Consider the following 12,645-nt stretch of genomic DNA (forward strand, 5'->3'; position numbering starts at 1 on the left):
CAGAATCAATAAGTTGGCAATTTTATTCAACACAATTAGTAATTAGCAGAACTGCAAATATATGTGTGCTATCAAAACAGTACGGATTAAAAAAGGTGTAAATCAGGTATGTTATATAGCACATAAGTTTTTTTCTCTTTTTTTGTCTAGCATATGGAATAAGTGTCAGTAAATAAAAAGTTCCTAGTCCAATTATTCCAATTTGATTGTAGATATATAGCGTTTGTAATTCGAAATACGTATCGCCATCATACTGCCTCCACACTCCTCCGCCACTGACGTTATGTCCTAAACCACTCCCGATAATGGGATTTGTTTCCGTTAGCACCTGAATTTGTTCTACTCGAACCGCATTTGAAAATTCTGCCTTTACCTTCATCGATCTCAACGAATAGAATCCAAATACTGTAACCATCACTATTGAAATTGGAATAACGAAGATCAATTTCCAGTGTTTCTTTTTAATCCATTTCAGAAGTACCGGACCATAATAAAACACTACAAAAGCAAATATTCCCAAAACGTATGCCGAATTTCCTGCCGCAAGGGCAGTTACTGCCATTAGTGCTCCGTAAAATGTCAATCTGCGTTCTTTCATGAATTCACAGATAAACAGTGTCACAAATATACTTGTTCCTAAAATTTGTACTCGCGGTATGCCGTTTAAAATATAGATATCTCCCGCCCCCGTACTTTTTGCCCACATACGGTAGGATTGATAATCCTGTTTGATGAAAACATCTATCCATGTAAGCAAAACTGTACTCGCCTTAACCACCGCAAGTATTTTAAGAACTATCCATTCTGCATGAAAATTAGGTTCTCTTACACATTGTGCCAATGGAATTGCCAAAAGAATCAAATAAAACCGTAGCATACTTCCAATAGACGAGCCATTTATATACGAAATTATCCCTGAAATTGTCAGATAAAAAAAGAAAAAGCAGTATAATGGCATCCAACTTCTGTACGATTGGAATTTCATATGATTACTCTCGAGCAAAAGAAATGTCGCCAGACATGGGACAATTAATGTTGCAAGCTCTCTCTGGTAACACTGAAACATGTACGCCATCATAGAGACAGTCCAGAATGCACATGCCAATGTATTTTTGTTTATCCTAATTTTCATACACATTTTCCCAGTCCAACGAGATCTACTTTCTCAGCATTTTCTCAAACATAAACCTCCGTAGCCAATTCGGAGCCAACGCTGACCCGCTACGAATCACACAGCTTTTTATGTACTGCCCTTTCCCTATAAAGCCTTGCTGTTTCATAAACTTGAACAGCTTTGTCTGCGCCTTGATATACTTCCAACCGGCACGCCGCAGGTACATATCCAAGCCGGCCCTCATATGGAGCAACGGCTCTTGAATGTTGTAGCCTTGATACCCCGCCATCAGCATCCGGAGCCAAAGGTAATAGTCCTCCAACAAGTAGAAGTCCTGATAAGAACCAACAGCTTCGACTGCGGATTTCTTATACATCACGCAGGGATGATTAAACGGATTGCGCTTCTTTGCAAATTCCACAATTTCCGCATTCGTCTCCGGTGGCACACGCTTCGCATCGACGGTATTCGGATCAGTAGTAAACTCTTCCACGATGCCAGAGCAGATACTTACTTCTGGATGTACGTTGAATACCGCCATCTGTTTTTCACAGCGATCCGGATACGCAATATCATCACTGTCCATTCTGGCAACCAGTTCATTTTTGCAATGTTTGATGCCCTCATTCAGTGCATTGCCAAGTCCACCGTTCTTAGCAAGGCGAACCACATTTAAAGTTATCCCCATCTCTCGCTGCTTTTTGGCAATCACCTTGTCCAGCGCATCATTCAGTGGTCCGTCACATACCAGTATGAAATCATCAGTTGGGAACGTCTGTGATTGAACACTTTCAATTGCTTGCTCGAGGTATTCTGGCTTTTCCTTATAATAAACGGACATCAAGACACTGTAATTCTGCATCATTCTTCTGTCTCCTGTCCCATCGCCGTAGTAGCACCCTCTGCCACACCTTCCGTGCTCTCCGGCATAAACAAAATCTTCACGGTCGCCAGCATGATTTTCAGATCCTCGATCAGGCTGGGATGTGCAATGTACATCAGGTCCATCTGCAACTTGTCATAGGGAGTGGTATTGTACTTGCCGTACACCTGTGCATAACCGGTCAAGCCAGCCTTTGCTTGAAGCCGCAACGAAAACTCTGGCATCTCTTCGCAATACTGGGCAGCGATCTCAGGGCGTTCCGGGCGGGGCCCCACAATGGACAAGTCTCCCCGGAGGATATTTAAAAGCTGAGGAAGTTCATCCAGACGGCAGGCTCGGATGATATGGCCCACCTTCGTGATACGGTCATCCTTGTCGCCGGTGGAAAGCCGGGCTACGCCGTCCTTTTCGGCATCCACACGCATAGAACGGAACTTCAGGATCTCGAACGGTTTGCCGTCTTTGGTAAGGCGAACCTGCTTGTAAAAAGCCGGGCCACCATCGGACTTGACGGCAATAGCCGTAATCAGAAACAACGGACTCAGGATAACCAGTGCTGCCAGTGAGATCACAATGTCCATTGCCCGTTTCACAAACAGAAATTCCGGGCTTGCCATATAGCGCCCCACACGCAGCATGGGCAGATGGAACATATGCATCGGCTGGGCACCGCTCATAATCACATCGCCCACACGAGGGATCACAAACACATTGATGCCCTGTCCCACACAGTATTTCAGGATGATATTGCGCTCATGGCTGTGGACACCGCTGATGAACACGCTCTGCATTCCATCCAGCAGGCTCAGGTCGTTCAGGCATTCTTCCACGTTCAATGTCATCTTGACATCGTATTTTTTTGAAAGACCGTACTCATTGATGAGCTTTTCCAATCCATGACGAACATCATAAACGACTGCAGTCGGCTGGGCCTGGAATGTATTAAAGTACCATCCATGCGCCAACTTCGCCCAGATTGAGGCCATCAGGATCTGTCCGGCAATCGCTGCGATGCCCGGCAGAAGATTGCAGAGCCGCCGGGCCATCAGGCAGATGACAACGTACAGAATGCCATCAGTTGCCATGGCTGCCAGTACCTGTCCATAGATCAACTCTGAAATGCGCTGCAAAGACATCCAGAACGCATCGTAGACTTTACCCAACAGAAAGAACAACACCGCAAACAGACCGATCATGGTCCAGTTGCCCCTCCAGCCAAACTTTGCATAGACCTGATACGAATAATACAGCTCCCAACAAAGTGCAAACGGAATTGTGATCATTATCAAATCGATGATTTTTACGATCTTCAACATCACATCATGCTGAAATTTTGACATAATACCCCAATAACTCCTTTAGCTTTTTCTTTTGCTCTTCGCTCAACTTTTCCGACCCGCTTTGCAGCTGCCGTTTCTGGTTGTACACCCATCGGCTCAGCCAAATGCCATCCGCAGTCTTGTATTTTGCTGGAATATCCAGATTTCCATGGCATCTTTTATACTCCTGCGCCAGTTCGTACCGGTGCTGCCACGAGTCCGGTTTCTCCCACTGCATTCCGATGGCATCCAGCAACTCAATGCGCTCTTGTGATAAAATTGCATTGCTCTTCTCCGGATTCCGATATGCATACTGCTGCCGCCGCACCCATTTTCCAAGAGCATAGCCCTCCGGTGAAGCATAGGCCACCGGGACATCAAGGTTTCCATTTGCCTCAAAATACCGTTTCGCTGCCTGATAAACCTCATTCCACTGTCGGTCATAGCGACTGCCCCACTGCATTCCTATGGTTTCCAGTCGTTTGATCTGATCCGCAGACAACTTTTTCTGCTCATAGGCTAGTTCTTGATTTTGAATCCAGCGACCAAGCGTTTTTCCATCTGCTGTTTTATAATCTCGTGGAACATCCAGATTTCCATACTCCTGCGCATAGACTGCCGCAAGTGCATATCCCTGTTCCCATTTGGCATCAAATACGCTCCATATCATTCCCATCTGATCCAACTGTCGGATGCGTTCTTTCGTCAGCTTTCCATCGCTTCGGCGTTTCCGCGCATTGTTGATCCACTTTCCCAGAGGATAGTCATCTTTCGTTTTGTATTTCGCCGGAACCTGCAAATTCCCAAACTGTTCCCGAAATTTTCTCGCTTCTTCCAGACCACGTTCCCATGCGGCATCGTTGCGGTTGTCCCACTCCATCCCGATGCTGTCCAGCCGTGCTATTTGCTGTTCGGTCAAGTTCCCCGGAATCTGTCCCGCACGAACACGGCGCTGGGTCGTCAGCCATTCGCCAAGGCTCAATCCCGCCGGTGTGGTATAACGCTTTGGAATATTCAGGCTACCATGCTCCGCATAGTAAATGCTTGCCTCCGAAAAATAATGGTCCCAACTAGAGGACAAGCTTGCTTGCAGCCGCTCAAACAGCACCCGGCAGTCGTGCACCTGCTCGATGACCTCAAACCGCTCGGTGACGATCTTATCGCCCTCACCGTTGGCATTCAGGCGGTAGACTGCCTCCTGCATCTCGCCTTGCAGACCCGCAATGCTGCATAGTCCTTCGAAGTTGTTGACAACATCGAGGATAAGTGGAGCGGAATTATCTCCCGCAGTTAGTGCACGGCCAATCTGCTGTTTGTAGATAATAGGTGAGATAGTAGGCCGAAACAGGATGACACCTGAAATGCCTTCTACATGAACTCCCTCGTTCAGCATGTCGATGCAAAACAGCAACTTCAGGCGGTCACTTTCATCGGCCTTGAAGTCGGCAAACGCCTTGTCTGTACCGGGGTCATCCGAGTAGGCTTCGTAGACCGCCACTTCCGCATTCACCTTTGCAAACCACTCCGGCACATGAGAGATCATTTCGTCCATGTGCTCCTTGTTGGCGCAGAACACGATGTACTTTCCGGACTTGTTCGTGATATGATGGGCAAAGACCCTGTCCAGACCATCCGCCTGTTCCAACGCCCGGCGCAGGGCATCCAGATATTTTTGATTTACGTCCTGAATTCCAGCAGAACGCAGATTATCCACCCTTGTCTGATAGCGTGCCAAGTCTTTCTGGTACTGATAGACGGTAGTCACATAGTTCGGAGCAGGCAAAATACCCCTGACGATTGCTTCGCCAAGGGTCATGTCGCTCGCAACACGGCTGTCAAAAAGCTCTTCGGCCATGTCACGGTTATTATCCAGATATCGGATGTTTGTCGCTGTCAAGCCCAGCAGTCTTGCGTCCGGGCATAACTTTAACAAAGCCACCGTACTTTCGCCCCAACATTCCGCACCGGCACGGTGGAATTCATCGAGTATAATATAGGCAGGTTTCTGCGCTGCGATATCATCCAGTTGCGCCTGGGTGCAGCACATCAGTTTGGCATAGGTATAAAAGTGAACGTTTGCCAGCGGAAAATCCGGGTCGTTCCTTTTCAGGCTCTCCAGCTGTGTCTTGAAGATATATTCACTGGAAGAAAGCCAGATCACAACCTTCTCCGGGTTGTCTTCGATCAGCTTGAACGCAATGTAGCTCTTTCCAGTGCCGGTCGGGTGGACAATGGCGGCCTTGCCATACTGCTCCATCATCCGGACTGCCGCATGATATGCTTTCTCGTTGTGCTCGAACAGACGCAGTGCCACCTTGTTCACCCCTTTCCGCAATTCAGGGGTATCCTTCACATAGAAAATGGAGGACTGTGAGCAAAATATGGCGTTATTCAATTAGATTTAACGCTTTTCCGCCCCTCATAGACACCTGATGGGAAAATATCCGATTCATCTCCCGACGCTTTCGGATCAGGTCAGAATGCACATAGCGCTGCAAGGTGATGTTGGCGTTGGCATGTCCCAACAGCTCGCTAAGGGTCTTTACATCGCACCCCGCCTGCAAACAGGTGGTAGCAAAGGTGTGTCGCAGCGCGTGCGGACGTACTTGCCGGACGGTCGCCTGCTTCAGATACGCTTTGATGCTTTTCCGGTAGCAGCGGGGTTCTGTGGGCTTGGACTCGCTGCCGGACAGGAACCATGCAGCATTGCTGGCTTTTCCGCGCAGCTTTTTCAGCATAATAAGCAGCTGATTCGGGATTGGAATTTCCCGGCGGGAGGTGCGGGTTTTGGGTGTCTGGATGACCACCTTTGTATGGCCGTTTCCACAGGAAATTCTGCAGACCGTCCGATTGATGTTCAGCGTGCCGAGTTTCAGGTCAAAATCGCCCCATTGCAAGCCGCAGATCTCACCAATACGCAAACCTAATTCAAGTCCGAATAATAAGCCGATTTTGCGAGGCGTAGGGTTCGCCTGTACATATTGATGAAGTCGCTGCTGTTCCGCCGGGGAGAGAGGCGCAGAAATTTTGTCGCTGGCTTTTGGCAACGCAACTTCCAGCTCCATTGGACGAATCAGACGTAAATGAGCGGCATATTTGCAGATGCGGCGCAGCATGGAGAGACATTCCCGGGCAGAGGAGTTTCCCAGCGGTTTGTGTGCGGCATCTGTGGGCGCAACGATCTGATGCATGGCCTGCTCCAGAAAGCTTTCCTCAAGGGATGCAACGGGCACTTTGCTCAAAACCGGAAGAAGATACTTGTGCAGTGTGTACGAATAATGCGCATAGGTGGATTCTTTTATACTGTTCCGCAGGGAATGCAGCCATACCTCGGCTAGTGCTTCAAAGGTCAGGTCAGTTCGATTCAGGTTGTAAAAGCCCGCCTCGGCTTTCCTTTGAATCAGCACCCGTTTGACCTCCACATAGGCCGTTCCGTAAACGTAACCCCATTGGATCTTCCCCTCTGGTGTGCGCGCCTTGATGTACCTGCCTTCCCACCGACCGTCCTTACGCTTGCGAATGTTTTCTCCCCGTCGCGCCATCGCTGTTTCCTCCTGCTGTTTAGACCCTCATCTGACCCCTTATTTTCTCCATCTTCGTTTACAGCTGGAATTATTATACAGAACTGGGCATGGCACAAAAACAATCCGGCCTTCGCGATGTTTTTTCAGGGTCAAATGTGATACATTTATGATGATTTCTATTGAATCCCAGATATAACCATGATAAAATAGGATGAGACTATAGACAACGATGTCAAAGGAACGGTATCCTCCATTTTCTATGTGGAGGATACTTTTTTCTTTTTTGAGCAACCTTCTCCTTAACGCAAAAAGGCCCCTGCCCATCACATTTCTGTGAAAGGCAGAGGCCTTCTGTTGATAGATTTTAATGTTTCAGCATCCGGGCAACCGCTTCATCCGTCAAAGGCTTCCCGTTTTTGCTGAGAAACAGGTTCTTGTGGCGACTGGGGTATTCCTTTAAATAGGCATCCCGTAGGGTGCGATACTTCATCAGCTGCTTGGACAACGCAGGCGACTTTGGCACCACGCGTTCCTTGCTGCCCTTGCCATGCTTGACCAGAATATAGTCCGGTTTGATGTCTTCCGGCTCCATCAAGATCATCTCATTGCAGCGCATCCCGGTATCGAACAACAACATAATGATGGTCTTATTCCTCACCGACAGGAAATCCGTCCCATCATAAAACCGGATCATCCGCCTCATCTCATCCACGGTAAAGGTATCAATGATGGTTTTGGGCTGACGAAGAGGCTTCACCTTCTTGGCCGGGTTATCCCGTTCATCCAGATAACCCTCGGTCACCAGATAATTGAACCAGGTCCGCCAGACTTTGAGCAGATCATTGATGTACCGTGGCGTACTGCCCATGTCCTGCTTTTCCTTCATCAGATCCCGGATGTGGTGTGGCTTGACCTCCTCCAGTTCAGTGATGTGCTTCGATTCCAGAAAGTCCACCAGAAATCGAGTCGCTGCCCGGTAGTTGCGCAGGGAGCCTTTGGCAAGATGGCGGCATTCGCAGTCGTACAAAAATTCGTCGCGGAGATCTTTCAAACACATAAAAAACACCCTTTCTCTCATGGAAGAACCACAAAAGAAAGGGTGCAAAAATCTCTATAATGGTTGTCGTACCAAATCAGGCTTGTTCGTAGTTGAACAAGACAAACTCCAGTCAACAAATCATTTAATTTTTATCGCAGCTACGAGATCAGCAGTTCTCAGCGAAGTACTTAATGGTACGGACCATCTGAGAGGTGTAGGAGTTCTCGTTGTCGTACCAAGACACGACCTGAACCTGATAGGTGTCGTCGTCGATCTTAGCGACCATGGTCTGGGTAGCGTCGAACAGAGAGCCGTAACGCATGCCGATGACATCGGAAGAAACGATCGGATCCTCGTTGTAGCCGAAGGACTCAGAGGTAGCAGCCTTCATAGCAGCATTGATGGACTCCTTGGTGATATCCTTGCCCTTGACAACGGCAACCAGGATGGTGGTAGAACCGGTGGGAACGGGCACACGCTGAGCAGAGCCGATCAGCTTGCCGTTCAGCTCGGGGATAACCAGGCCGATAGCCTTAGCAGCGCCGGTGCTGTTGGGAACGATGTTCTGTGCGCCAGCACGAGCACGGCGCAGGTCGCCCTTGCGCTGAGGACCATCCAGGATCATCTGGTCGCCGGTGTAAGCATGAACAGTGGTCATGATGCCGGAAACGATGGGGTAGGTCTTGTTCAGGGTGTCAGCCATGGGAGCCAGGCAGTTGGTGGTGCAGGAAGCAGCAGAGATGACCTGATCCTCAGCGGTCAGAGTCTTCTCGTTGACGGAGAAGACAATGGTCTTCAGGTCGTTGCCTGCGGGAGCAGAGATAACGACCTTCTTTGCGCCAGCCTGGATGTGAGCCATGCTCTTCTCCTTGCTGGTGTAGAAGCCGGTGCACTCCAGAACGACATCAACATTCAGTTCGCCCCAGGGAGCATCCTTTGCGTCCTTAACAGCGTAGATCTTGATCTCCTTGCCGTCGACGATGATGGAATCCTCGGTAGCCTCGACAGTGTGCTTGCCTTCGCCGATCTTACCGCAGAAGGAACCCTGAGCGGTATCGTACTTCAGCAGGTGAGCCAGCATCTTGGGGCTGGTCAGATCGTTGATTGCAACAACCTCGTAACCCTCAGCATCAAACATCTGACGGAAAGCCAGACGGCCAATACGACCAAAACCATTGATAGCAACTCTAACAGCCATGTTAATAGTACCTCCTAAATGTTCTTACCCTTTTATCGGATAATAATCACGGTAGCTTTATTATAGACCAAATCGCGGAAACCTTCAAGTGCCCGCCAAAAAATTAACAAGGTAATTTCACACTTTTTTGTTTTTGAACGATTTTCACAGCTTTTATGGGAATCTTTTCAGCAATTCAACCAACGGCGTGTCGGGGTATTGCAGGCCTTCCGTCACTTCCTGCCACCCGCGCCACAGTGAAAAGCCCCAGCACGCCGATGCAGCACATGCCAAAGCCAAACAGCACCTCGGGCAGGTCAGCCGCCGTGATGCCGTGGAACAGCAGCACCAGCACCCGGGGCAGCTCCCAGCAGAAGCAGAGCAGGAACGTGCAGATCCCGGCCTCGCACAGCTGACAGCCGTTGGACGTTTCCGGCAGCCAGAGGGCGCGGACCATCGCCGAAAGAAACACCAGCGCAGCCAGCATCTGCCAGACCATGGCAGTCGGCTCCACCCGGTGCCAGCTGGAGCTGTTCTCCATAAAGCGGCTCAGCACCCCCCAGTAGAACACCGCCGTGCCAAGCACCGCCGGGGTCATGCTCCGGCCGGGCAGACGGTATTCTCCCTTATGCGTCCAGCTGCGGCCCAGCCAGATCAGCCAGACAGCGCACGCCAGCTCCAGCACGGCACGCACCAGCGCACCAACGCCGGTCATGCCCACTGCCAGACGCACCGCACCGGCCAGGCCGACACACACGCCGCCCAGCACCGATGTAACTCCCACCGGCCTGCACGCACTGCGCAGAACAAGGGGCTGGCGAGCAAGCTTCCGGGCGGCGATGATGCCAACGACCAGCGCTACCCACAGGCCGCCGTACCGCAGCCAGACAGAGCCCGCCGTGCACAGGCCGGTGTTCCAGTCCGTCCACAGGGCAAGATCAAGCCCGCGCCCAATGGCAAGGGCACCACCACAGGTGAAAATCAGCACAAATAAAGCGTTCATCAGCGTTCCTCGATCGGTTTATATTTCTGGCGCACGCCCAGATACTTATAGGCGGGCCGGATGATCCGGTTGGCAAAAATGACTTCCTCCACCCGGTGTGCGCACCAACCCGGCACACGGGCAATGGCGAACAGCGGGGTGTAGATATCCTCAGAGATGCCCAGCATGTTGTAGATCAGGCCGCTGAACAGGTCCACATTGGCGCACACCGGCTTGCTGCTGCCCTTCTCCTCGGCAAAGATATCGGGAGCCAGCCGCTCGATGCTGCACAGCATGTTGTACTCTTCCTCAAAGCCCTTCTCGTAGGCCAGGTGCTTGGCGCGCTCCTTCAGGATGACCTCACGGGGGTCGCTCATGGTATAGACCGCATGGCCCATGCCGTAGATCAGGCCGGAGCCGTCGCCCGCCTGCTTGCGCAGGATGCGGCGCAGATACTCGCGCACCTCATCGTCATCCTCCGGGTGCTCCACATGCTTGAGGATATCCTGCAGCTGACGGTTGACCATCAGGTTGGCACCGCCGTGCTTGGGGCCCTTCAGCGCGCCAATGGCGGCTGCAATGGCCGAGTAGGTGTCGGTGCCCGAGGAGGACAGCACACGGGCGGTAAAGGTGGAGCAGTTGCCGCCGCCGTGGTCTGCGTGGACCAGCAGGCACATATCCAGCAGCTTGGCTTCCTCGTGGGTGAACTTCTGGTCCGGGCGGTAGGTGCTCAGGATGTGCTCCGCGGTGCTCTGGCCGGGCTTGGGCATGTGGAAGAACATGCTCTGCTTATCATAATAGCGGCGCTTCATCTGGTAAGCGTTCACCATCATGGTGGGCATACTGGCGATCAGGTTGATGCTCTGGTTCAGGATATTCTCCAGCGTCAGATCCTCGGCGTGCTCGTCGTAGGAATACAGGCCCAGCACGCACCGCTGCATCTTGTTCATAATATTGGGCGAAGGAGCATTCATGGTATCCATAAAGCCATCGGGCAGGGCGCGGTGCTCTGCCAGCAGCTCACAGAACTCGTCCAGCTGCTCCTGGGTGGGCAGGCTGCCGAACAGCAGCAGCCAGATGACCTCTTCAAACACAAAGCGGTCATTGCGGTAGGCCTCGTTCACGATCTCGTTGATGTCCACACCGCGATAGATCAGACGACCCGGAATGGGAATGACATGCCCCTCCTGATCCTTTTTGTAGCCCACAACGTCACAGACATTGGTCAGGCCTGCCAGCACACCGGTGCCATCCGGGTTGCGCAGGCCGCGCTTGACACCGAGACGTTCGCTCGTCTCCGGGTCGATGTAGTTGTTTGCCAGATACTCTTCACACAGCGTCCGCATGGTCTGCGGGTCCAGCGACGCCACTTCTGCATGGGTATAGTTCATGCGCGAATTTCCCCTTTCTCTTATTTCTCTCTTATATACTTTCCGGCCATCCACCATGATGGCACACCCTTATGATAGCGCTTTTGTGAAGTAAATTCAAGTCTTGGATGAAATGTGCGCTTTTTCACCCCGCCGTACTGGTACACTGAGCCCAGAAAAATGCCTGTCCGGGAGGGAAAACTACGATGAAAAAGACATTCTTTCTCCTCTGCGCCCTGCTGCTGGTGCTGGGCACACTCCTGCCGATCGCCGGTTACCGGCTGACACTGGCGGTGTTCGGCCCGGCACAGGGTGCTTCTTCTGCTCCTCTGCCGGGCACTGCGGCTTCGGAAGCCGCCCCGGACAGCGCCGCCGTGCCGCCCTCCGATCAGGACAGCGAGAGCTTTCTGCTGGCCGACCAGAGCACCGGGGCCGTGGTTTCGGTGCCCCGGCGGGAATATTTGATCGGGGCCGTGGCGGCGGAAATGCCCATCAGCTGGCCGGACGAGGCGCTCAAGGCGCAGGCCATCGCGGCCCACAGCTATGCCCTCTACTGCCGCGACCATGCCGCCGAACCGGCTTCCGGCTGGCTGAGCGTGGACCCCGTCCGGCGGCAGGGATACTTAACAGATGCAGTCCTCCGCAGCTACTGGGGCACCGCCTATGAGGAAAACTATGCCCGCCTCTCGGCGCTGGTGGACAGTGTGCTGACCGATGTGCTCTACTATGGCAGCGCCCCCGCCGGGACAAGCTACTTTGCCATCTCCAACGGCATGACTGAAGCCAGCGAAAACGTCTGGGGCACTGCCCTTCCCTATCTTGTGGCCGTGGACAGCTCCACCGACCTCAATGCGGACAACTACCTTTATACCGTCCAATTCACCGCCGAGCAGATGCAGCAGACTCTCACCGGGCTGGGCCTGCTCCCTGACCCTGCCGCACCTGCCAGCTGGTTCGGAGAGGCCGCGCTCACCCCTTCGGGCTATGTAGCCTCCCTGCCTGTCTGTGGGCAGAGCGTCACCGGCCCGGCCCTGCGCAAAGCGCTGGGCCTGCGGAGCGCCTGCTTCACGGTGCAGTATCAGGAGGGCAGCTTTCTCCTCACCACCAAGGGCTATGGCCACGGTGTGGGTCTGAGCCAGTGGGGTGCCAAGGCGCTGGCCGAACAGGGACAGAGCGCGGAGGAAATTCTGGCGCACTATTTCCCGGGGACAGAGCTGCGGAGGTGAACGGGCTCACC

The 12,645-nt window shown here is 52.2% G+C and carries 10 protein-coding genes; 1 reads left to right on the top strand and 9 read right to left on the bottom strand.

The window, feature by feature from the left end; all coding sequences use genetic code 11:
• Window positions 1-22 precede the first annotated feature (22 nt).
• The 9 genes from MTP42_RS10450 to MTP42_RS10490 all read right to left on the bottom strand — a co-directional run bounded on the left by MTP42_RS10450 (window position 23) and on the right by MTP42_RS10490 (window position 11,429).
• A complete protein-coding gene (locus tag MTP42_RS10450; protein ID WP_179859440.1) occupies window positions 23-958 on the bottom strand; it encodes a hypothetical protein in 936 nt (311 codons plus the stop codon).
• A 199-nt stretch (window positions 959-1,157) separates the two neighbouring features.
• Window positions 1,158-1,979: a glycosyltransferase family 2 protein gene (locus tag MTP42_RS10455; protein ID WP_249257269.1), complete on the bottom strand. Its 822-nt coding sequence runs from the start codon at window positions 1,977-1,979 to the stop codon at window positions 1,158-1,160.
• Window positions 1,976-3,337: a sugar transferase gene (locus MTP42_RS10460; RefSeq protein ID WP_249257270.1), complete on the bottom strand. Its 1,362-nt coding sequence runs from the start codon at window positions 3,335-3,337 to the stop codon at window positions 1,976-1,978. The genes MTP42_RS10455 and MTP42_RS10460 overlap by 4 nt, the downstream gene beginning before the upstream one ends.
• Entirely contained in the window at window positions 3,318-5,630 is a 2,313-nt protein-coding gene (locus MTP42_RS10465) for a Helicase associated domain protein (RefSeq protein ID WP_249257271.1), read from the bottom strand. The genes MTP42_RS10460 and MTP42_RS10465 overlap by 20 nt, the downstream gene beginning before the upstream one ends.
• Window positions 5,631-5,703: 73 nt before the next feature.
• On the bottom strand, window positions 5,704-6,858 hold the full coding sequence (locus tag MTP42_RS10470; RefSeq protein ID WP_249257272.1) for a tyrosine-type recombinase/integrase: 1,155 nt from the start codon (window positions 6,856-6,858) through the stop codon (window positions 5,704-5,706).
• Between the two features lie 346 nt (window positions 6,859-7,204).
• A complete protein-coding gene (locus MTP42_RS10475; RefSeq protein WP_249257273.1) occupies window positions 7,205-7,891 on the bottom strand; it encodes a tyrosine-type recombinase/integrase in 687 nt (228 codons plus the stop codon).
• A 154-nt stretch (window positions 7,892-8,045) separates the two neighbouring features.
• Window positions 8,046-9,077, bottom strand: a complete 1,032-nt coding sequence (gap, locus tag MTP42_RS10480) for a type I glyceraldehyde-3-phosphate dehydrogenase (RefSeq protein ID WP_156070061.1) — start codon at window positions 9,075-9,077, stop codon at window positions 8,046-8,048.
• A 175-nt stretch (window positions 9,078-9,252) separates the two neighbouring features.
• The gene (locus tag MTP42_RS10485; protein WP_249257274.1) at window positions 9,253-10,059 is read right to left on the bottom strand and encodes a hypothetical protein; all 807 of its coding nucleotides are present in this window, start codon (window positions 10,057-10,059) and stop codon (window positions 9,253-9,255) included.
• A complete protein-coding gene (locus tag MTP42_RS10490) occupies window positions 10,059-11,429 on the bottom strand; it encodes a citrate synthase (protein WP_215666075.1) in 1,371 nt (456 codons plus the stop codon). The genes MTP42_RS10485 and MTP42_RS10490 overlap by 1 nt, the downstream gene beginning before the upstream one ends.
• A 185-nt stretch (window positions 11,430-11,614) precedes the next feature.
• Here MTP42_RS10490 and MTP42_RS10495 point away from each other — a divergent pair, with 185 nt between their 5' ends.
• Window positions 11,615-12,634, top strand: coding sequence for a SpoIID/LytB domain-containing protein (locus MTP42_RS10495; RefSeq protein WP_249257275.1), 1,020 nt, complete (start codon window positions 11,615-11,617; stop codon window positions 12,632-12,634).
• Window positions 12,635-12,645: the final 11 nt, after the last annotated feature.

The organism is Faecalibacterium sp. I2-3-92, from assembly GCF_023347315.1.
In the GTDB taxonomy this organism is placed as follows: domain Bacteria; phylum Bacillota; class Clostridia; order Oscillospirales; family Ruminococcaceae; genus Faecalibacterium; species Faecalibacterium duncaniae.

Excerpts from the sequence above, each read along its gene's own strand:
- gap (WP_156070061.1), bottom strand. The coding sequence starts at position 9,077 with ATGGCTGTTAGAGTTGCTATCAATGGTTTTGGTCGTATTGGCCGTCTG.
- MTP42_RS10455 (WP_249257269.1), bottom strand. The coding sequence starts at position 1,979 with ATGATGCAGAATTACAGTGTCTTGATGTCCGTTTATTATAAGGAAAAG.
- MTP42_RS10495 (WP_249257275.1), top strand. The coding sequence starts at position 11,615 with ATGAAAAAGACATTCTTTCTCCTCTGCGCCCTGCTGCTGGTGCTGGGC.
- MTP42_RS10490 (WP_215666075.1), bottom strand. The coding sequence starts at position 11,429 with ATGAACTATACCCATGCAGAAGTGGCGTCGCTGGACCCGCAGACCATG.
- MTP42_RS10470 (WP_249257272.1), bottom strand. The coding sequence starts at position 6,858 with ATGGCGCGACGGGGAGAAAACATTCGCAAGCGTAAGGACGGTCGGTGG.
- MTP42_RS10485 (WP_249257274.1), bottom strand. The coding sequence starts at position 10,059 with ATGAACGCTTTATTTGTGCTGATTTTCACCTGTGGTGGTGCCCTTGCC.
- MTP42_RS10460 (WP_249257270.1), bottom strand. The coding sequence starts at position 3,337 with ATGTCAAAATTTCAGCATGATGTGATGTTGAAGATCGTAAAAATCATC.
- MTP42_RS10450 (WP_179859440.1), bottom strand. The coding sequence starts at position 958 with ATGCCATTATACTGCTTTTTCTTTTTTTATCTGACAATTTCAGGGATA.